This is a genomic window from Arthrobacter sp. K5 (assembly GCF_040448525.1).
Classification (GTDB): Bacteria; Actinomycetota; Actinomycetes; order Actinomycetales; family Micrococcaceae; genus Arthrobacter; species Arthrobacter globiformis.
Window position 1 is genome coordinate 2,481,060 of record NZ_CP159279.1, and the last position, 19,497, is coordinate 2,500,556.

18 protein-coding genes are annotated in these 19,497 nt (G+C 65.3%); 13 read left to right on the forward strand and 5 right to left on the reverse strand.

The window, feature by feature from the left end; genetic code table 11:
• The first annotated feature begins 51 nt into the window (after window positions 1-51).
• The 3 genes from ABRP34_RS11270 (at window position 52) to ABRP34_RS11280 (ending at window position 4,039) form a co-directional block, all read left to right on the forward strand.
• Window positions 52-1,056 (forward strand): EAL domain-containing protein, encoded by a 1,005-nt coding sequence (locus ABRP34_RS11270; protein WP_353713350.1) that lies wholly within the window; start codon window positions 52-54, stop codon window positions 1,054-1,056.
• 60 nt (window positions 1,057-1,116) lie between these two features.
• Window positions 1,117-3,570: a family 78 glycoside hydrolase catalytic domain gene (locus tag ABRP34_RS11275; RefSeq protein WP_353710258.1), complete on the forward strand. Its 2,454-nt coding sequence runs from the start codon at window positions 1,117-1,119 to the stop codon at window positions 3,568-3,570.
• A gap of 103 nt (window positions 3,571-3,673) precedes the next feature.
• Window positions 3,674-4,039, forward strand: a complete 366-nt coding sequence (locus ABRP34_RS11280; protein WP_003806304.1) for a hypothetical protein — start codon at window positions 3,674-3,676, stop codon at window positions 4,037-4,039.
• 120 nt (window positions 4,040-4,159) lie between these two features.
• Here ABRP34_RS11280 and hxlA read toward each other — a convergent pair whose 3' ends face one another.
• Window positions 4,160-4,783, reverse strand: coding sequence for a 3-hexulose-6-phosphate synthase (hxlA, locus tag ABRP34_RS11285; RefSeq protein WP_003802977.1), 624 nt, complete (start codon window positions 4,781-4,783; stop codon window positions 4,160-4,162).
• A 172-nt stretch (window positions 4,784-4,955) separates the two neighbouring features.
• On the opposite strand from hxlA, the gene ABRP34_RS11290 reads away from it, so the two are divergent.
• Together ABRP34_RS11290 and ABRP34_RS11295 are read left to right on the forward strand one after the other, a co-directional pair.
• Entirely contained in the window at window positions 4,956-5,102 is a 147-nt protein-coding gene (locus ABRP34_RS11290; protein WP_175305048.1) for a hypothetical protein, read from the forward strand.
• Window positions 5,099-6,268, forward strand: coding sequence for a N(5)-(carboxyethyl)ornithine synthase (locus tag ABRP34_RS11295; protein ID WP_353710259.1), 1,170 nt, complete (start codon window positions 5,099-5,101; stop codon window positions 6,266-6,268). Before ABRP34_RS11290 ends, ABRP34_RS11295 begins: the two co-directional genes overlap by 4 nt.
• On the opposite strand, the gene ABRP34_RS11300 is transcribed toward ABRP34_RS11295, so the two are convergent.
• Window positions 6,261-6,479, reverse strand: coding sequence for a hypothetical protein (locus tag ABRP34_RS11300; RefSeq protein WP_353710260.1), 219 nt, complete (start codon window positions 6,477-6,479; stop codon window positions 6,261-6,263). The two genes, ABRP34_RS11295 and ABRP34_RS11300, sit on opposite strands and share 8 nt — an antisense overlap.
• Before the next feature lie 142 nt (window positions 6,480-6,621).
• On the opposite strand from ABRP34_RS11300, the gene ABRP34_RS11305 reads away from it, so the two are divergent.
• Both ABRP34_RS11305 and ABRP34_RS11310 read left to right on the forward strand, forming a co-directional pair.
• Window positions 6,622-7,194, forward strand: a complete 573-nt coding sequence (locus ABRP34_RS11305; protein ID WP_353710261.1) for a GNAT family N-acetyltransferase — start codon at window positions 6,622-6,624, stop codon at window positions 7,192-7,194.
• 164 nt (window positions 7,195-7,358) lie between these two features.
• The gene (locus tag ABRP34_RS11310) at window positions 7,359-8,174 is read left to right on the forward strand and encodes an IclR family transcriptional regulator (protein ID WP_353710262.1); all 816 of its coding nucleotides are present in this window, start codon (window positions 7,359-7,361) and stop codon (window positions 8,172-8,174) included.
• Here the strand turns inward: ABRP34_RS11310 and ABRP34_RS11315 are convergent.
• Window positions 8,159-8,338 (reverse strand): hypothetical protein, encoded by a 180-nt coding sequence (locus ABRP34_RS11315; protein WP_353710263.1) that lies wholly within the window; start codon window positions 8,336-8,338, stop codon window positions 8,159-8,161. The two genes, ABRP34_RS11310 and ABRP34_RS11315, sit on opposite strands and share 16 nt — an antisense overlap.
• A 477-nt stretch (window positions 8,339-8,815) precedes the next feature.
• On the opposite strand from ABRP34_RS11315, the gene ABRP34_RS11320 reads away from it, so the two are divergent.
• Window positions 8,816-10,714, forward strand: a complete 1,899-nt coding sequence (locus tag ABRP34_RS11320; RefSeq protein WP_003806310.1) for a BCCT family transporter — start codon at window positions 8,816-8,818, stop codon at window positions 10,712-10,714.
• 228 nt (window positions 10,715-10,942) lie between these two features.
• Here ABRP34_RS11320 and ABRP34_RS11325 read toward each other — a convergent pair whose 3' ends face one another.
• A complete protein-coding gene (locus ABRP34_RS11325; protein WP_353710264.1) occupies window positions 10,943-11,260 on the reverse strand; it encodes a DUF6457 domain-containing protein in 318 nt (105 codons plus the stop codon).
• Window positions 11,261-11,590: 330 nt separating this feature from the next.
• On the opposite strand from ABRP34_RS11325, the gene ABRP34_RS11330 reads away from it, so the two are divergent.
• The 3 genes from ABRP34_RS11330 (at window position 11,591) to ABRP34_RS11340 (ending at window position 15,096) form a co-directional block, all read left to right on the forward strand.
• A complete protein-coding gene (locus tag ABRP34_RS11330; protein ID WP_353710265.1) occupies window positions 11,591-12,736 on the forward strand; it encodes an S-(hydroxymethyl)mycothiol dehydrogenase in 1,146 nt (381 codons plus the stop codon).
• A complete protein-coding gene (locus ABRP34_RS11335) occupies window positions 12,733-13,353 on the forward strand; it encodes an MBL fold metallo-hydrolase (RefSeq protein WP_353710266.1) in 621 nt (206 codons plus the stop codon). The genes ABRP34_RS11330 and ABRP34_RS11335 overlap by 4 nt, the downstream gene beginning before the upstream one ends.
• 285 nt (window positions 13,354-13,638) lie before the next feature.
• Window positions 13,639-15,096, forward strand: coding sequence for an MFS transporter (locus ABRP34_RS11340; RefSeq protein WP_003798193.1), 1,458 nt, complete (start codon window positions 13,639-13,641; stop codon window positions 15,094-15,096).
• A 94-nt stretch (window positions 15,097-15,190) separates the two neighbouring features.
• On the opposite strand, the gene ABRP34_RS11345 is transcribed toward ABRP34_RS11340, so the two are convergent.
• A complete protein-coding gene (locus tag ABRP34_RS11345; protein WP_353710267.1) occupies window positions 15,191-15,871 on the reverse strand; it encodes a GntR family transcriptional regulator in 681 nt (226 codons plus the stop codon).
• 113 nt (window positions 15,872-15,984) lie between these two features.
• Between ABRP34_RS11345 and purU the strand changes: the two genes are divergently transcribed.
• Together purU and ABRP34_RS11355 are read left to right on the forward strand one after the other, a co-directional pair.
• Window positions 15,985-16,899: a formyltetrahydrofolate deformylase gene (gene purU / locus ABRP34_RS11350; RefSeq protein WP_353710268.1), complete on the forward strand. Its 915-nt coding sequence runs from the start codon at window positions 15,985-15,987 to the stop codon at window positions 16,897-16,899.
• A gap of 54 nt (window positions 16,900-16,953) precedes the next feature.
• The gene (locus ABRP34_RS11355; protein ID WP_353710269.1) at window positions 16,954-19,446 is read left to right on the forward strand and encodes an FAD-dependent oxidoreductase; all 2,493 of its coding nucleotides are present in this window, start codon (window positions 16,954-16,956) and stop codon (window positions 19,444-19,446) included.
• The last annotated feature ends 51 nt before the right edge of the window (window positions 19,447-19,497 follow it).

Here is a 19,497-nt window from a genome sequence, read left to right on the forward strand (position 1 = left end):
CGGGTGCCGCCTCGATCGCGGCATCAGCTACCGAGGAGTAGTGTGAACGCCATGGACGAGTCGCCTCCGGAAGGTGAACATACACCGGAACTGTTCCGCAACGTGGACGGAGAAACGCTTCGGCGCCAGGTGCTGGAGATCATCAGCGATGTGCTGGCAGACTCCGATCCGCAGAAGGCCTGGGCCAGGGAGCAACTGCTCGACCTGCTGGCGACGCACATGGACGACCCCGAACAGGCACTGCTGCACCATCTGATCAGCACCAGGAACGTCCCCGACTCCTCGCATGAGGATTCCCCGGAAAACTCTTCCGAGCCCGCCCCGGCAGCAATGGGAAAGCGGATGCTGCTGACGGCCTTCCAGCCCATCAGGCAGCTGCCAGGCGGCGAGGTGATCGGTGTTGAGGCCCTGGCACGGTTCGTCAGCCATGAAGGGACCAGCGCAGACGTCTGGTTCCGGGGAGCAGCCGCCATGGGCCTGGGGCCGGACCTGGAAATCGCCGCCCTGCACCTCGCTCTTGCCGCAGCAGGGGAAATTCCGTCCCACCTGTTTGCGTCGTTCAACCTGAGCCCCGCCGCATGTGCCGATCCCCGCGTTCAGGCGCTGATGCTGGGAGGGAGCGTCGATCCGGACAGGATGGTCATTGAGATCATGGGCGACATAGCGGACCGGGAACTGGCGGCCCTCGCCGCTGTTCTGAGCCCCCTGCGCCAACACGGTGTGCGCCTGGCAGTGGATGGTTCCGGCCCGGCCGCCACCTCAGCAAAGCAAATCCTCCACCTGCTTCCCGACATCATCAAAGTCGACCGCGACTTCCTCGCCGGTGCCGTCGCTTCAGGAGACCGGCCGGCCGCATCCCCCTTCGTTTTCGCTCTCGCCGAACAGACCGGCGCGACGCTGTCCGCGGAGGGAATCGAAAGCCGCGAGGAACTCGCCGCCGTCGTGGAATTGGGAATCGCCAGGGGCCAGGGCTACCTGCTGGGCAGGCCCTCGGTGGACCCGCGGGACTGGGCAGCCTGGACCGGTGACACTTACCGGGTGGAGGACCACGGATAAAAACAGTGCGTACTCGGTTTTTATCGGCTACTCTTTGAGCACACTTTTCAAGGAGAAGCCGTGACTGCCGATACTTCGCATACCTCCGTCCAGGACGCGCTCCGTGATGCCGCCTGGATTTCCCCTGTTGAGACGGGCTCCACGGAAGCCGGCAACCGGCCAGCCTACTGGCTGCGCGGTTCCTTCACCTGGCCGCCCGAGACCCGGGACACGGGCAGCTCTGCCAACGAGCGGGCTGTTGTGCACGCCACCGCCCACGGCATCTACGAACTCTTCGTCAACGGCACCCGCGTAGGCAATGACGAGCTGACTCCCGGCTTCACGTCCTACCGGAAGCGGCTCCAGGTGCAGCGGTGGGACATCACGGACCTGCTGGTCCGCGGCGAAAACGTTGTTGCCGCTCTGCTCTCCGACGGATGGTTCCGGGGCCGGCACGGCTTCGAGCGCCGGGCCGACGGCTTCGGCACCGAAACCGCCTTCCTGGCTTCGGTCACCAACGCCACGGCTACGCAGACCTTCCTCGCCACCAGCCAAAGCTGGCTCTGCCGCGAAAGCCACCTCACCCGCGCCGACCTCATGGACGGGCAGACCACCGACTTCCGACGCCTGGATCCGGCCTGGCTCACCCCGTCCGGTTCTGCGGGGCAAACCCGTACGACGGCGGATGGCTGGGTTCCGGTGGTCCGGCCCGCGGGTCCGCTGCACGAGGACCGCACCCGGCTGGTCCTGCCGGTCTCACCGCCGGCGCGGCGGATCGGGGAGATCCGGCCCGTCCGGATGACGGCCCCGGCGCCCGGCATCACGGTGGTGGACTTCGGGCAGAACATCAATGGGTGGGTCCGGCTGGGCAACCTCGGGCCGGAAGGAACGCGGACCGTCCTCCGGCACGGCGAGGTCCTGGACACGGCCGGACTGGTTTCCCTGGAGAACATCCGCGCCTTCAACTTCGCCACCAAGACGCCCCTGCCTGCCGGCCAGGTTGACGAGGTGGTGTCAGCAGGCCGGCCGGACGATGCCTTCGAGCCGCGGCACACCACGCACGGCTTCCGCTACGTCCAGGTCGAGGGCCGGCCCGGGACCCTTGCCGCGGAGGACATCACCGCCGTCGTGGTGCACACACCCCTGGACCGCACCGGGTGGTTCGAGTGCAGCGATCCGCGGCTGAACGCCCTGCATGACGCCATCTCCTGGAGCTTTCGCGGCAATGCGTGCGACGTCCCCACCGACTGCCCGCAACGGGAGAGGTCCGGATTCACCGGCGACTGGCAGGTTTTCGTGGACACGGCGGCCCTGATGTTCGATGTTGCCGCGTTCAGTGACAAGTGGCTCAGGGATCTCGCCGCGGACCAGTGGCCCGACGGCCGGGTGCCGACCGTCGTTCCGAACCCCGCCGGCGATGGCCCCTCCGGCAACGCCTTCGAAGACATGGCCGCGGGCTCCGCCGGGTGGGGTGACGCCGCCGTACTGGTCCCGTGGTCACTCTGGCGTGCCTACGGGGACAGGCAGGCCCTGGCCCGGGCGTTCCCGTCCATGCACGGATGGGTCGACTACGCTGCCGCGGCCGCGGCCGGTGGGCGCCATCCGGAACGGTCCGGCAGGCGTCCCGCGCCGCTGGCGCACGAGCGGTTCCTGTGGGACACAGGCTTCCATTTCGGCGAGTGGCTTGAGCCGGACAGCCCGCCCAACCCGGACCCGTCACGCGACCATGGGATCGTTGCCACGGCCTACCTCTTCCGCTCCGCCGGTGTCCTGGCCCGCGCCGCCGAGGTGCTCGAGGACGCGGCAGCGGCAGCAAAGTATGCAGCCCTGGCGCGGCAGGTGCTGGCCGCCTGGCGGACCGAATACCTGGACGGGAACGGCATCCTGAGGGAGGAATCCCAGGGGCACTACGTCCGCGCCCTGGCCTTCGGGCTTGTGCCGGACGAGCTCGCTCCGCAGACCGCGGCCCGGCTGGTGGAGCTCATCCGTGCCAACGGGAACCGGCTCGGCACCGGGTTCCTGGCCACGGGACTGCTGCTGCCCGTCCTCGCAGACCACGGCTACGCGGACGTCGCCTACGACCTGCTGCTCTCCGCCGGCACGCCCTCCTGGCTGGGAATGCTGGAAGCCGGCGCCACCACCATGTGGGAGTGGTGGGATGGGGTGACGGACCAGGGCGCCCGAGGTTCACTGAACCACTACAGCAAAGGCGCGGTGGGGTCGTTCCTGTACACCCATCTGGCCGGCATTCGGCTGCCGGCGGATCCGGCGGAGGCGGAGGCCGCCTACCGGCGCCTCGCCATCGCTCCACAGCCCGGCGGCGGCATCACTTCGGCGAGCGCCGCCGTCGTAACTCCCCGGGGCCGCATCAGCGTTGCCTGGACGCTTGAGCACGGCCGGTTCACGCTCGGGGTGGACCTGCCCAACGGTGTTGAGGCCACCGTTAAGCTCCCGGACGGCCGCACCAGGCTGGTGACGGGAGGATCGCACCGGTTCTCTGCCTGGAACCAACCTGTGAGTTCCCTCTTAATCTGACCCGCAGGCTTTGTGTCCCGGCCGGGCGGGCGTAACTTTCGAGAAAGGGCCTCTTCTCCACGGCGCTGGGGATGCAGGCCGCCCGGTCCGGAAGGGGCCACAAATGAAAACAAGCACGCGTAATGCCGCTGCCGTGGCGGGTATCGCCATCCTCCTGGGGACGGCCGGCGGTGGAACACTCGCCGCGCAGGGGCAGGCGAAACAACAGCTGATCTCCGATGACGCTGTGATCCGGGTGTCAAGTACTTCCCCTGATCACCACGGGAAACACAGGACCACGCACCGCCACCAGAACAGGTCCGCGCAGGAGGCACCGGCGCAGATCCGGACAGCGGAGGTCGGGGTGGAGGCGGCCGCTGATGCAGTGCCCCGCAGCCAGGCGGCTACTGAATCTCCGCAGGGTTCGGGCGTGGAGGTGGTCCTCAAGTCCCTGCCCGGGCTCGATTCAGACGGGGAATCGTGTTCCTAGCCGTTCCGCTTCCGCAACAACCGCTTCGGAACGCCTTCCAAACGCCGATGGCGGCCCCCACCTGTCGGTGAGGACCGCCACTGCGGCGGGTGCCGCCGTCGGCCTTGAAGCAGGACGGGCCTAGACGATGGCTGCGCGGAGTTCCTTCGCGGCCACGGCGGGGTCGGCTGCACCGTAGATGGCACCGCCGGCGACGGCGACATCGGCGCCGGCCTTCTGCACGTCACCGATGGTGGCGAGCTTCACGCCGCCTGCCACGGAGAACGGAACGCGGGCTTCGGCACCGGCGCGGAGCAGACCGTTCAGGTCGAAGCCGGGCTTGGCCTGCTCGTCCAGGCCGGCGTGCATCTCAACGAACTTCGCACCCAGGGCGCGGACTTCCTTGGCCCGGGTGACCTTGTCCTCGATGCCGATGAGGTCAACGACGACGCCCTTGTTGTGGGCCTGGGCTGCCTTGACCGCACCGGCGATGGTGGAGTCGTCAGCGGCGCCGAGCACGGTGACCAGGTCAGCGCCGGCCTTGAAGGCGATGTCGGCTTCGAGCTCGCCGGCGTCCATCGTCTTCAGGTCAGCGAAAACGATCTTGTCCGGGTGGGCTTCCTTCACGGCGGTGATGACGGAAAGGCCTTCGGCCTTGATCAGCGGCGTGCCCAGTTCGATGATGTCGACGTACTCGGCAACCTTGCCGGCCAGTTCGAGAGCAGCTTCGGTGGTCAGGAGGTCGATGGCAACCTGGAGCTTCATGTGTTTATTCCTTACTTGGGTGGTTTTGGATCGCCCTTCCATCTTCGAACGCCAGGCAGGCGGGCACTACAGCATGTTCGGACAGTCTTTCCCACCCAAAGGGATAGGCGGCTCGCGGCAGGGTGTAGGGTCAGGGGTCAGGAACCTCTTCGGTTCCACTACAGGAGCGATCATGGCTGACAAGTCCCCCCGTCAAGCAGCATCCAAGAAATCCACCAAATCCATCAAGGAAAAGCGTGCCGACAAGCGGGCTGCCGCGGCACCCGCCAGCTCACTTGACAAGACCAGCGCCAAGCCCGTGCCGGCCAAGAAGAAGTGACCGTTTCACCGAACTACCTCACCCTCGGGGTGCTCTCCTCATCACGCAAACCGGATGAACAACGCGTTCCTCTGCACCCGCTCCACCTCGAACGCATCCCGCCGGAGCTGCGCCGGAACATGATCTTTGAGCGCGGCTACGGGGAACGTTTCGGCTTTTCCGACGCCCAGCTCGCCGAGCTGGGCGGACGGCTGGGCAACCGTCAGGAGATTGTGGCGCAGGCGGACGTTGTCCTGTTACCCAAACCCCAGCCGCTGGACCTTGCCGAGCTGCGGGACGAACAGGTTCTCTGGGGCTGGCCGCACTGTGTCCAGGACAGGGCCATCACGCAGTTGGCCATCGACAAGAAGCTGACGCTGATCGCCTTTGAGGCCATGAACCACTGGGCTTCCGACGGCGGCTTCGGCCTCCATGTCTTTCACAAGAACAACGAGTTGGCCGGCTACTGCTCGGTCATACATGCTTTGGCGCTGAGCGGGTCCACCGGGGATTACGGCCGCCGCCTCCGCGCCGTCGTCATCGGTTTCGGCGCCACCGCCCGCGGTGCTGTCACGGCGTTGAACGCACACGGCATCCACGACGTGCAGGTACTGACGAACAGGGGCGTTGCTGCGGTGGGTGCCCCGATCCACTCAGTGCGGATCACCCAGTTTGATCACGACGACAAGGCGCCGTTCCTCAGCCAGGTCATCACCGAACGCGGCCGTGTTCCCCTGGCCCCGTTCCTGGCAGAGGGTGACATCGTAGTCAACTGCACCCTTCAGGATCCGAACAATCCCCTGACCTACCTCCGGACGGAGGATTTGGCCGCGTTCCGGCCGGGAAGCCTGATCGTGGATGTGTCCTGCGACGAAGGCATGGGCTTCAGCTGGGCCAAGACCACTACCTTCGCAAAGCCGATGTTCACCGTGGGTGAGCACATCAACTATTACGCGGTGGATCACAGCCCGTCCTACTTGTGGAACTCCTCCAGCTGGGAAATCAGCGAAGCCCTTCTGCCTTTTCTCGAGCCAGTCATGTCAGGACCTGCGGCCTGGGATAGCAGTGAGACCATCAGGAGGGCCATCGAGATCCGCGAGGGCGTCGTTCTCAACCCGGACGTGCTGGAATTCCAGGGACGCGAGCCGGGCTACCCCCACGCCGCGCCCGGAACGGTGGTCAGCTAACGGACCACCATTTCCGGCGCGGAGCCGGTTCTTCCCCGGTGCGCTCGGCATCAGAATCTTCAGTCCGGTCAAGAACCTCCCACACAACCACCGCCAGGGTGACAGCGGCGGCCAGGGCCCCGGCGACGATCCAGGCGACGCGGGAGCCCTTGCCCGGCCCGTCCAGGCCGTGGCCCTTGATGCCTACGTGTGCGCGTCCAAACATCTCCATTCCCAACTTTCTCTGACCCTGCCGCGTCCCGGGCGGGACTGCAAAACGTATCGAGCACGATAGCAAGAGTCCTCGGGAAAGCTGAAGTTGCGTTTTGGTGCTTGATCTTGTCTACATCCCCAACCGGTGGCAGGGTGGCGGCATGGCGATCGAAGTCCGTCCGGCGTCGCTGTTTGCGGACGTGAAAGCGGTGGTGGGACCCAAGCGGCCTGACGCAACCGTGTGCTGGTGCCTGAGCTACCGCATCCCCTCCAAGCAGAATGTAGAGCTGCGGGGTACCGCCCGAGGGGAACTGGTCCAGGAACTGCTTGCGCAGGATCCGCCACCCGGGGTGCTGGCGTACGACGGCGGGGAGGCCGTTGGGTGGGCAGGTGTCCATCCGCGCGCCGATACCAGCTTCGCCCGCAACCGCCGCATCCCCCACGTGGACGATCTGGACGTTTGGTCGGTGTGGTGCATCCGGGTCCGGCCGGGGTACCGGGGAAAGGGAATCTCGCATCGGCTGCTGCAGGGCGCCGTCGACTTTGCGCGCTCCAATGGCGCTCCTGCCATCGAGGGTTATCCGGTGGACAACCAGGGCAAGAAGGTGGACCTCACCATGGCCTATGTGGGCACCCGCAAGCTCTTCGAGGAGGCAGGCTTCACCAGGGCGGCCGGCACCGACTCCGTCCTCAACGGCTTCCCGCGGGTGCTCATGCGCCTTGACCTGCGCTGATTTGGCTCCACCCCTGAGACTTCCGGCGGCGCTAACGCGCTTAACGCAATGTCGGCTCCGTCACACTTCCCGGCATAGGATCGACACTGTGGATCGGCGGCCAGGCCGGCCCACGCAGTCTCCCGGGAAAGCACGCTGCCGAAAACTACTTGAGAGTATGGATCATGGCTTCGAACAATGTCCTTGAATCCGATGCCGACGCCGACGGCGAGGGCGGCCAGCAGGGTGGTGTCCAATCCGTCGACAGGGCGCTCGCTGTCCTGGAGATCCTGGCACGCGACGGCCATGCCGGCGTGAGCGAAATCGCCGAGGAAATGGGCATCCACAAGTCCACCGTGTCCAGGCTGCTCGGCTCCCTCGTGGGCAGGGAGATGGTCCACCAGAACAGCGAACGGGGCAAGTATCAGCTCGGCTTTGGCATCCTGCGCCTGGCCAGTTCCATTCCCGGCCGCCTGAGCCTGGTCCGCGAGGCCCGCCCGGTCCTCGAAAACCTGGCCGAGGAATTCAAGGAAACCGTCAACCTCGCCGTTCTCCGCTCCAACTACGCCGTCAACGTGGACCAGGCCATGGGGCCGTCAACCCTGGCCACCTACGACTGGGTGGGAAGCCTGACTCCCTTGCACGCGACGTCCAGCGGGAAGGTTCTGCTGGCAGCATTGGCCGCAGATGAGCGCGAGCGGATCCTGAAGGAGACAGGCCTGCCGGCCCGCACACCGAAAACCATCACCAGGCGCGACAAACTCGAGAAGCAGCTGATAGACGTCGCCCACGTCGGCTACGCGGTGGTCCTCGAGGAGTTCGAAATCGGGCTGAACTCCATGGCAGTGCCGGTCTACAACCATCTGGGAACGGTGATTGGCGCAGTCAGCATCTCCGGCCCGGCCTTCCGCTTCGACCCGGAGAAGGTACCGGGGCTGGTGGAGGGCCTCGGCCAGGCCGGCCTGCAGATCAGCGCCAACATGGGCTACACCCGCCGTTGAGCCAGAGCGCCCAGGTACTCCTCCATGGCATCGGCGGCCGCCGAGGCCCCGCCGGACTTGCGGAGGCGCCGGCTCATCGCCGCAATGTTGCGGCGGATTTGCTGGTCCTGACTGGCCTCCGCCCCGACGTCGGCTTCCCGCTCCGGCTGCAGCGGAAACGCCACGCTACGTTATGCGGGACCTCCCCCAGCTCGGCCACATCCAAGCGGTCGATGGCCCTCCGCCCAAGGCGAACCGTGCCTGCCGGGGCTGCGATATCGCCGCCCGACCGCTCACTCTAAGGGCTCTGGAGTTCGCCTGCGTCGACTTTTCTACATTGCCTTATGCGCAACAGTAATCACGATAAGCAACAGCTATTTCATCAGGCACCTGTTGTCAAGAGGTGACGGCATCATAAAAAAGTCCTTGACATCCCGTGTGGGCTGGCGCACTCTGTTGCTGAAGGCGAAGTGTGTTGATTACTGCGGAACGATTGAGCTAACCAAAGCTTCCGACGAAACCGTCGGTCCGCATTTACGAAGTCAGGATCGTCGATGGCGACCACCCTGGTGTCGACTCCGTGGACGAGCCGAACCTGGCGCCGGGCCCAACCCCGGCGGCACGGCTGGGCCGTCCCGCATATTCAATTAAGGAAACCCCTCATGACAATCAATAGTGACGTCACTATCGATGAAAGCAGTGAAGACGGTCGGGCCTCGGGGGTGGAACCGGTGTCGGAACGAGAACCTGAAACTCCCCAGGAGGACCTGGAACTCCTTCAGGCCCTTCGGGAAACCGAATCAGAACACGAAGAAGCGCGGCGCAGCAGCCACCTGTTCCGGAAGGGAGGCATCGACAAGGTAGTCTTCGGCGTCGCCGGAGTACTCACGCTGGCCTTTGTTGTCTGGGGATTTGCCGGCAGGGAGAATCTCGCCGCCACTTCCCAGGTGGTCCTGGACTGGGTCATGAAAAACACCGGCTGGCTGTTCGTCTCCCTCTCCTCCCTGTTCGTGGTCTACGTGCTGTGGCTGGCAGTCAGCCGCTTCGGAAACATTCCGCTGGGGAAAGACGCGGAAAAGCCCGAGTACTCCATGGTCTCGTGGGTCTCGATGATGTTCGCTGCGGGCATGGGCATCGGCCTGATGTTCTATGGTGTGGCCGAGCCGCTTTACCACTACATCTCCCCGCCCCCGGGCACGGTTGACGGCCAGACTCCCGCTGCCATTCAGACGGCGATGGCAACCTCGATCTTCCACTGGACCCTGCACCCGTGGGCCATGTACGCGGTGGTGGGCGTTGCCATGGCCTACGGAACCTACCGCCTTGGCCGCAAGCAGCTCATTTCCACTGTCTTCACCTCCCTGTTCGGCATCAAGCGGGTGGAAGGCCCCATCGGCAAGCTCATCAACATGCTCGCCATCTTCGCCACGCTCTTCGGAACGGCAGCATCGCTCGGACTTGGTGCCCTGCAGATCGGCAGCGGCATGGCGTCCAACGGCTGGATCGGCGGCCAACTTGCCACTCCCGTGCTCGTGGTTATCGTTGCCGTGCTGACAGCCTGCTTCGTGGCCTCGGCGGTTTCCGGGATCAGCCGCGGCATCCAGTGGCTGTCCAACATCAACATGGTCCTGGCTGCAGTCCTGGCCGTCATCGTATTCGTGGCTGGGCCCACGCTCTTCATCCTGAACCTGATCCCGGCGGCAGTCGGCGACTATGCACGGGACCTGGCCGAGATGGCCTCCCGGACAGAGGCCGTCGGCGACGAAGCCCTGCGGACCTGGATGTCCGGCTGGACCATCTTCTACTGGGCCTGGTGGGTCTCCTGGACACCCTTCGTGGGCCTGTTCATCGCCCGCATCAGCCGCGGCCGCACCATCCGCCAGTTCGTCACCGGTGTCCTGCTGGTCCCCAGCGTGGTCAGCGTGATCTGGTTCGGCATCTTCGGCGGTGCCGCCGTCAACATTCAGTCCACTGCAGATGCCACCCCGGACGCCGGCGATGGCCTGGCCAAGATCGTCGACGGAACTCCCTCGATTTCCTTCGACGGCGCCCTGTTCGACCTGCTGCACCACCTGTCCCTCCCCACGGGCATCGCCGCGGCAGTCTCCGTCCTGGCGATGGTCCTGGTGGCCATCTTCTTTGTCACCGGCGCCGACGCAGCATCCATCGTGATGGGCTCGCTCAGCTCCGACGGCGCTGAAGAACCACGCCGCGGCGTCGTTATCTTCTGGGGCACCCTCACCGGCGCCGTCGCAGCAGTGATGCTGCTCGCCGGTGGCGATAAGCCCGCCGAAGCGCTCTCCGGACTGCAGCGCATCACCATCGTGTCTGCGCTGCCATTCGTCGTCGTGATGCTGTTGATGTGCTTTGCCCTCACAAGGGACCTGCGCAGGGATCCGCTGTCACTGCGGAGACGGCTGGTCACATCTGTCGTCGAGCGCTCCATCCGCAGTGGAGTCGAACAGCACGGCGGCGTCCAGTTCGACCTGGTGACCAAGCACGAATGTGACGAACGATGCGCCAACAATGAGCTTGATCCGAACGGGCACAAGCACCACTGAGCGCTGAGCGGCCGGATCCGGGTGGCACAAGCCACCTGGGTCCGGCCGCTCTGACGTTGGTCCTCTAAAGAAACGCACTCGCGGCTCACACTAGGAAAGGCATCTCAAATGGCATCGGCGCCCGCCATGACACAGGTTGAAGCGAAGACGGATGAAGACCGCCCTGTTGATGACTGCGACTATCACGGCTGCTTCTTCTGTTCCGGCCCGGAGACCGACTGACTGCCGCTACATCACCCCGGTGTGGCCGGCACCCCCGCCGTCCTTGCTGTTAGCCCGGTCCTCGCACAGCCGGAACGCGATGTCCGCGGCCCGGGCAGTCGCCTCCCTGGAACGCTCCGCGTTACCCCCGCCGGCTTTATGGCCGGCGACGTAGCCCACCATGTAAGCCGTCACCGGTGCCGCGGCATGGATTACTTGATCCGCAGCTTTCCTGGCCACATCAAGAAGCAGCTCCTGATCGACGTCAAGATCCGGGATCTGCAACGCCTTCGCCAACTGCTCGCACCACTCGGACAGGACCTGCATTTCATCGTCGACTGCCATGATCTCTCCTTGTACAGAACACTTCCACTGGAAGCTCGTGCCCCGACCCTACAAGGCATGGCGACGTAAGTCATGGGGTTTTTGCTGGCTGTGCCGTCGTTGCCATGAGGCCGGCTTCAGGCCTGCCCCGGCCACGTTGACGCAGCCAAGTTCCGGCGCATACGATCGCTTATATATCAGTTACCTAGCTCACAGATATCAAAGGCATATCAGCCGCGCCGCTGATGGCCACCCACAAGACCTCCGGCCACCGCTCCCCCGCAAGACAGTGCCAAGCGCCTGCTGGGTGGACTGTATGAGCCGCAGAACACCCGAAAGGAACGCGATTTCATGGTTCATAAAGTGAAGGCAGTTGTTGTCAGGGCGAAGGATGCTCCGGTGTCGGTGGAGACGATTTTGGTGCCGGATCCTGGGCCGGGGGAGGCGTTGGTGGATGTGCTGACGTGCGGGGTGTGTCATACGGATTTGCATTACAAGCTGGGCGGGATTGGGGATGAGTTCCCGTATTTGCTGGGTCATGAGGCGACCGGTGTGGTCTCGGCCGTGGGTGAGGGTGTGACCGAGGTTGCTGTTGGTGACCGGGTGATCCTGAATTGGCGTGCGGTGTGCGGGCAGTGCCGGGCGTGCGCGAGGGGCCAGGCCCAGTATTGTTTCAACACGGCGAACGCGTCGCAGAAGATGACCTTGGAGGACGGGACGGTGCTGTCTCCGGCGTTGGGGATCGGGGCGTTCGCGGAGAAGACCCTGGTCGCTGCGGGGCAGTGCACGAAGGTCGATGAGGACGCGGACGCGGCCGCGGTGGGTTTGTTGGGGTGCGGGGTGATGGCCGGGATTGGTGCGGCGATTAACACCGGTGAGGTTAAGCGGGGCGAGTCGGTGGCTGTGATCGGTTGCGGCGGGGTGGGGATCGCCGCGATCGCGGGGGCGAAGCTGGCCGGGGCGACGACGATCATCGCGGTGGACATTGATGAGAACAAGATTGGGATGGCGAAGTCGCTGGGAGCGACGCACGGGGTGAACTCCCGCGCCACGGACCCGGTCGAGGCGATCCGGGCGTTGACGGGCGGGAACGGCGCCGATGTGGTGATCGAGGCGGTCGGCCGCCCGGAAACGTATAAGCAGGCGTTCTACGCCCGGGACCTGGCCGGCCGGGTGGTCCTGGTCGGGGTCCCGACCCCGGAGATGGTCCTGGAGTTGCCGTTGCTGGATGTGTTTGGCCGGGGCGGGTCGTTGAAGTCTTCCTGGTACGGGGACTGCCTGCCGTCGCGGGACTTCCCGATGCTGGTCTCGCATTACCGGCAGGGGAACCTGGACCTGGACGCGTTCGTGTCCGAACGGATCACCATCGACCAGGTCGAGGAGGCCTTCGAGAAGATGCATGACGGGAAGGTCCTGCGCTCGGTCGTTGAAATCCGGCCCGCGGGATCCTCCACGGCAACCGCCACGGCTGCCGGGGCTGCGGGGGTGTCCGCATGAGCGTCAGGATCGAGAACCTGGTCACCTCGGGCACGTTCTCGCTGGACGGCGGGACCTGGGATGTGGATAACAACGTCTGGATCGTCGGTGACGAGGAGGAGTGCGTGATCATTGATTCCCCGCACGACGCCGCCGCGATCATCAGTGCGGTGCGGGGCCGGAAGGTGAGGGCGGTCCTGCTCACGCACGCGCACAACGACCACATCGGCGCCGCCCGCGAGGTCGCCCAGGCTGTCGGGGCTCCTATCTGGCTGAACCCGGAGGACCAGGTCCTCTGGGAACAGGTCTACCCCGGCACCACCCCCGATAAGGCCATCGCGGACGGGGACGAGTTCCAGGTCGCCGGGGCGGTGCTGAAGGCGATCCACACCCCGGGCCACTCACCCGGGTCCACCTGCTTCCACCTCGAGACGGAGAACACCGTGTTCACCGGGGACACCCTGTTCAACGGCGGACCCGGCGCGACCGGCCGGTCCTACAGTGACTACCCCACCATCCTGGCCTCCATCCGCGAACGCCTCCTCCCCCTCCCCGCGGACACGGTCGTTCGGACCGGACACGGGGACAACACCACCATCGCCGCCGAACGCGAAACCCTCGCCAAAGTGGCACAGTAAGAAACCGGCAAACACAATGGCCCCCATCCTGCGATGGGGGCCATTTGCGTAACTCGTGTCATGTTCGTGGCTATCACTGTGAGCTGAGGCACTTTGTTGCATAGAATGAGTCATGTTGATTACTACGGAACACGATGCGATCCCCCGCGCGGTCGCATGTAGGCAGTCATAGTCCGGGACAGCGGCTTCCTGGCCCTGGAGTCCGAAGACCAGCCGAACCCGTCCGCGGGGTGAACAGCAGCTCGCTGCACGCCAGTCCCGTCAATACCCAGTAAGGAACCCCTCATGACACTCAAAGGTGATGTCACAACCGAGCAGAGCAGCAAGAGTAGACAGGCCTCCCGCCGGCTCACCGCCTCCGACATAAACGTCGTGGACCAGCGGATGCTCAAGAAGGCCCTCGGCGGCACAGTCGTGGGCAACACCATGGAGTGGTACGACGTCGGCGTCTTCGGCTATCTGATCACCACCATGGGTCCGGTGTTTCTGCCGGAAGCGGACAGGTCCGTCCAGACACTGTTCCTGCTCGGCACATTCGCGGCCACCTTCATTGCCCGCCCCATCGGCGGCGTCGTGTTCGGCTGGCTTGGCGACAAGGTGGGCCGCCAGAAGGTGCTGGCCGCCACACTGATGCTGATGGCGGCCAGCACCTTCGCCGTCGGCCTGCTGCCCGGCTACGCACAGATAGGCGTCTGGGCCGCAGCCCTGCTGGTGCTCCTGAAGCTCGTGCAGGGCTTCTCCACCGGCGGCGAATACGCCGGTGCCACCACGTTCGTGTGTGAGTATGCCCCCGACAAGAGGCGCGGCTTCTTCGCCAGCTTCCTGGACATGGGCTCCTACATCGGGTTTGCCCTGGGCGCGGCCACGGTCTCGGTCCTCCAGGTCACCCTCGGCGAAGCCGCGATGGAGGAATGGGGCTGGAGACTCCCATTCCTGGTGGCCGGGCCGCTGGGTCTGATCGCCATCTACTTCCGTAACAAGATCGAGGAGTCCCCCCAGTTCCAGGCAGCCCTGGACGCGCAGGAGTCAGCCGCCGTCGAAGCCGCCGCCGGCGATGCAGCAGTCGCCAAGGGTCCGGTAGGCATCATCGCCAGGTACTGGCGTCCGATTGTGTTGGCTATGATCCTCGCCGGCGCAGCCAACACCGTTGGCTACGCCCTGACGTCCTACATGCCGACGTACCTGACCGAATCCAAGGGCTACGACCCCGTTCACGGGACCTTGCTGACCATCCCGGTACTGGTGGTGATGTCCTTGTGCATCCCTCTCACCGGCAGGCTTTCTGACCGCATCGGAAGGCGCCCGGTCCTGTGGATCGGCGCCGGAAGCACCGTCCTGTTCGCGGTCCCCGCCTTCACCCTGATCGGTATCGGCGAGATCTGGTCCACCCTCGCGGGCCTCTCCCTGGTCGCCTTCCCTGTGACCTTTTATGTGGCCAACCTCGCCTCGGCGCTGCCTGCACTGTTCCCCACCTCAAGCCGCTACAGCGGCATGGGCATCGCCTACAACTTCTCGGTGGCGATTTTTGGCGGGACAACACCATTCCTGATCCAGGGCATGATCGAGGCCACCGGCGACGACATGGCCCCCGCCTATTATCTGATGGGCACCTCTGTCATCGGTGCGATCGCCATCTACTTCCTTCGTGAATCCGCCCGTCGCCCGCTGCCGGGCTCCATGCCGAGCGTTGACACGGAGGAGGAGGCCCAGGAGCTTATCGCGTCCCAGCACACGTGGCGTTAGCCCGGGGCCCCAAAACAGCAGTGTCCCCGTCGTGAGGACGACGGGGACACTTTTTCAGGCGGTCAACAGGGCCTGTAGGCACTAGGCGGGCTGTTCAGGCAGCGAACAGGGCCGTCCGCACGGCCTTCTCAAAGCCGTCGACGTGGGCACGGGCGAGCTCCGCCGCACGGGCCTCATCTCCGCTGATCACTGCTTTCAGCAGTTCGACATGCTCATGCACATGGCCAGAAAGGTTCGGCAGCCGGTCCAGCACCATGCACCAAATGCGCGTTGCCAGGTTGTCGTAGCGGATCAACGCGTCTTCCAGGTGCGGATTCGCGGCGGCGGCGTAGATTCCCTGGTGTACCCGGGCGTCCAGTCGCAGGGTCTCCACCACGGATGCGCTGTTTACGTCGAAGGCCTCGACTTCCTCCACGATGAGGCGGAGCCGGTCCCGGGCCGCCGGGGTGGCCACACGGGCAGCACGCGCCGCCGCGAGGGGCTCAAGCTGGGCACGGATCTCCGAGATGAACGCCAGGTCCGTAACCTCCACGCGCGTGGCGAACGTGCCGCGCCGGGGATACGTCACCACAAGCCGGTCCACTTCAAGCCGTTTCAAGGCTTCCCTGACGGGAGTACGGCCCACGCCGAGTTCCTTTGCGATTCCCTCGTCATAGAGGGGGTCCCCGGGCCGGATCTCCAGGGTCAGCAGGCTGTCACGTATCCGTTCATAGGCCACATCGGCCAACGACCTCGAACCTCCGGCCTCAGTCACCGCCAAAGCTTCAAAAGCCACCGTTCCGCCTCTCCTACGGGCCAACTATTGACCTCATCCGCACACCAGTATACGCTGGCCATCACCGCTGATATATCAATAAGGTTATCAACCATATATCTAAAGGATTTGAAATGACGCTCGTGGAGACAGCCACAAAAGCCAGCCCGGCGCCGCTGACGGAAGCCGCTGGAGAAACCAAGACCGGCAAGTTTGTGCTCACACTGTCGTGTGCCCAGCGTGCCGGCATCGTCCAGGCGGTAACCACTTTCCTGTTCGAGCGCGGATTCAACATCGAGGAGCACCAGCAGTTCGACGACGGTCTCCGCCAAACCCTGCACCTGCGCACCGCCTTCTCCGGCGCGACGGGTTATGACCTGCAGAAGATCGAAGACGAGTTCGGCACCATCGCGGAGCGCTTTGACATGAAGTTCAACGTCCACGACGAGACCAAGACGCGCGTTCTGGTCATGGTGTCCAAGTTCGGGCACTGCCTCAACGACCTGATTTTCCGCTGGCGGGGCGGCAGCCTTGGCGGGGACCTGGCCCTGGTGGTTTCCAACCACGAAACGCACCGGGCGATGGCCGAGGCTGCCGGCCTTCCGTTCGTTCACATTCCGGTGACTCCGGAAACCAAGCAGGATGCCGAACGGCGCCTGCTCGAGCTCGTGGATGAGTACAACATCGACCTCGTCGTCCTGGCCCGGTACATGCAGGTACTTTCCGATGACCTGTGCCGGTCCCTGGAGGGCAGGGCCATCAACATCCACCACTCGTTCCTGCCGGGGTTCAAGGGCGCGCGCCCTTACCACCAGGCCTACGACCGCGGGGTCAAGCTGGTTGGCGCGACCGCGCATTACGTGACCGCTGACCTGGACGAAGGTCCGATCATCGAGCAGGAAGTCATTCGCGTGGACCACAGCCACGGGCCCACCACGCTCTCCACCATCGGGCAGGACGCGGAGGCCCTGGCGTTGTCCCGCGCGGTGCGGTGGCACTGCGAGCACCGGGTGCTGATCGACCAGGCCAGCACCATCGTCTTCCGCTAAAGCAGCCATCCACAGGCCGCAGACGCCCACTACCTAAATCTGCAGGAGAACCGCATGGCATCGACGCCGCGTATTGTCATTATTGGAGCCGGCATTGTCGGTACGAACCTGGCCGACGAGCTGGTCACCCGGGGCTGGAACAACATCACTGTCCTGGACCAGGGGCCCTTGAATATGCCCGGCGGGTCCACGTCCCATGCCCCGGGCCTGGTTTTCCAGACCAACCCCTCCAAGACCATGGCCTCTTTCGCCAAGTACACGGTGGAGAAGCTGCTGTCGCTGACCGAGGACGGGGTGAGCTGCTTCAACCAGGTCGGTGGCCTGGAAGTGGCCACCACCGAAACCCGCCTCGCTGACCTGAAGCGCAAACTCGGCTACGCCGCCGCCTGGGGCATCGAAGGGCGCCTCCTGTCCCCGGCCGAGTGCCAGGAGCTGTACCCGCTCCTGGACGGGGAGAACATCCTGGGCGGCCTCCACGTGCCCAGCGATGGCCTGGCCAGCGCCGCCCGTGCGGTGCAGCTGCTGATCAAACGCACCGAGTCCGCCGGGGTCACATACCGCGCTTCGACCACCGTGACGGGCATTGAGCAGTCCGGAGGCCGGGTGACGGGCGTGCAGACCGCCGACGGCGTGATCCCGGCCGATATCGTGGTGTCCTGCGCCGGGTTCTGGGGCGCGAAGATCGGGGCCATGATCGGCATGGCCGTTCCCCTGCTCCCGCTGGCCCACCAGTACGTAAAAACCACCCCGGTACCGGCGCAGCAGGGCAAGAACGACCAGCCGAACGGGGCCCGGCTGCCGATCCTGCGCCACCAGGACCAGGACCTCTACTACCGCGAACACGGGGACCGGTACGGCATCGGCTCCTACGCCCACCGGCCCATGCCCGTCGACGTCGACACCCTGGGCGCCTACGCGCCCGAGACCGTCAGCGAACACCACATGCCCTCCCGCCTGGACTTCACCCTGGAGGACTTCCTGCCGGCCTGGGAGGCCACCAAGCAGCTCCTGCCCGCGCTGGCTGACAGCGAGATCGAGGACGGCTTCAACGGCATCTTCTCCTTCACCCCCGACGGCGGGCCGCTCCTTGGCGAATCCAAGGAACTCGATGGCTTCTACGTCGCCGAAGCCGTCTGGGTCACGCACTCCGCCGGCGTGGCCAAGGCCATGGCCGAACTGCTGACCACCGGCCGGTCCGAGACCGACCTCGGCGAGTGCGACATCACCCGCTTCGAGGACGTCCAGCTCACCCCCGAATACGTCAGCGAAACCTCACAGCAGAACTTCGTGGAAATCTACGACGTCCTGCACCCGCTCCAGCCCAAACTGTCCCCCCGCAACCTGCGCGTGAGCCCCTTCCACGCCCGGCACAAAGAACTCGGCGCGTTCTTCCTGGAATCCGGCGGCTGGGAACGGCCCTACTGGTTCGAAGCCAACGCCGCACTCCTGAAAGACATGCCCGCCAACTGGCTGCCGCCGGCCCGGGACGCCTGGGCCAACATGTTCAGCTCCCCGATCGCCGCCGCCGAAGCCTGGAAAACCCGCACCGCCGTGGCCATGTACGACATGACGCCGCTGAAGCGCCTGGAAATCTCCGGCCCCGGCGCGCTGAAGCTCCTGCAGGAACTGACGACGGCGGACCTGAACAAGAAGCCCGGCGCCGTCACCTACACCCTGCTGCTCGACCACGCCGGCGGCGTGCGAAGCGACATCACGGTGGCCCGCCTGAGCGAAGACACCTTCCAACTCGGCGCCAACGGCAACATCGACACCGCCTACTTCACCAGGGCAGCCCGGCACCAGACCCAAAGCGGCTCCGCTTCCGACTGGGTGCAGGTCCGGGACACCACCGGCGGCACCTGCTGCATCGGCCTCTGGGGCCCCCTGGCCCGCGACCTCGTCGGCAAGGTCAGCGACGACGACTTCACCAACGACGGCCTAAAGTACTTCCGCGCCAAGAACGTTGTCATCGGCGGCATCCCGGTCACGGCCATGCGGCTTTCCTACGTCGGCGAACTCGGCTGGGAGCTCTACACCTCCGCGGACAACGGACAGCGGCTCTGGGACGCGCTCTGGCAGGCAGGACAGCCCTTCGGAGTCATCGCCGCCGGCCGGGCGGCATTCAGCTCCCTGCGCCTGGAAAAGGGCTACCGCTCCTGGGGAACCGACATGACCACGGAGCACGACCCCTTCGAAGCAGGGCTCGGATTCGCCGTCAAGATGGCCAAGGAAAGCTTCATCGGCAAGGGCGCGCTCGAAGGCCGGACCGAAGAGGGCTCGGCCCGCCGGCTGCGCTGCCTGACCATCGACGACGGCCGGTCCATCGTCCTCGGCAAGGAACCCGTCTTCTACAAGGAACAGGCCGTCGGCTACGTCACCAGCGCCGCCTACGGGTACACCGTGGCCAAACCCATCGCCTACTCCTACCTGCCGGGCACCGTCTCGGTCGGCGACTCCGTCGACATCGAATACTTCGGACGGCGCATCACCGCCACCGTCACAGAAGACCCGCTGTACGACCCGAAAATGACCAGGCTCCGCGGCTAAGCAGCCCGCAGGGCCCTTCGGGGACACGCAGCCCGGCTCATCCTCGCAACG

Coding starts and splice junctions, on each gene's coding strand:
- ABRP34_RS11270 (WP_353713350.1), top strand. CDS start 52: ATGGACGAGTCGCCTCCGGAAGGTGAACATACACCGGAACTGTTCCGC.
- ABRP34_RS11300 (WP_353710260.1), bottom strand. CDS start 6,479: ATGGAGATGTTTGGACGCGCACACGTAGGCATCAAGGGCCACGGCCTG.
- ABRP34_RS11340 (WP_003798193.1), top strand. CDS start 13,639: ATGACACTCAAAGGTGATGTCACAACCGAGCAGAGCAGCAAGAGTAGA.
- purU (WP_353710268.1), top strand. CDS start 15,985: ATGACGCTCGTGGAGACAGCCACAAAAGCCAGCCCGGCGCCGCTGACG.
- ABRP34_RS11310 (WP_353710262.1), top strand. CDS start 7,359: ATGGCTTCGAACAATGTCCTTGAATCCGATGCCGACGCCGACGGCGAG.
- ABRP34_RS11280 (WP_003806304.1), top strand. CDS start 3,674: ATGAAAACAAGCACGCGTAATGCCGCTGCCGTGGCGGGTATCGCCATC.
- ABRP34_RS11355 (WP_353710269.1), top strand. CDS start 16,954: ATGGCATCGACGCCGCGTATTGTCATTATTGGAGCCGGCATTGTCGGT.
- ABRP34_RS11305 (WP_353710261.1), top strand. CDS start 6,622: ATGGCGATCGAAGTCCGTCCGGCGTCGCTGTTTGCGGACGTGAAAGCG.
- ABRP34_RS11335 (WP_353710266.1), top strand. CDS start 12,733: ATGAGCGTCAGGATCGAGAACCTGGTCACCTCGGGCACGTTCTCGCTG.
- hxlA (WP_003802977.1), bottom strand. CDS start 4,783: ATGAAGCTCCAGGTTGCCATCGACCTCCTGACCACCGAAGCTGCTCTC.
- ABRP34_RS11290 (WP_175305048.1), top strand. CDS start 4,956: ATGGCTGACAAGTCCCCCCGTCAAGCAGCATCCAAGAAATCCACCAAA.
- ABRP34_RS11320 (WP_003806310.1), top strand. CDS start 8,816: ATGACAATCAATAGTGACGTCACTATCGATGAAAGCAGTGAAGACGGT.
- ABRP34_RS11325 (WP_353710264.1), bottom strand. CDS start 11,260: ATGGCAGTCGACGATGAAATGCAGGTCCTGTCCGAGTGGTGCGAGCAG.
- ABRP34_RS11330 (WP_353710265.1), top strand. CDS start 11,591: ATGGTTCATAAAGTGAAGGCAGTTGTTGTCAGGGCGAAGGATGCTCCG.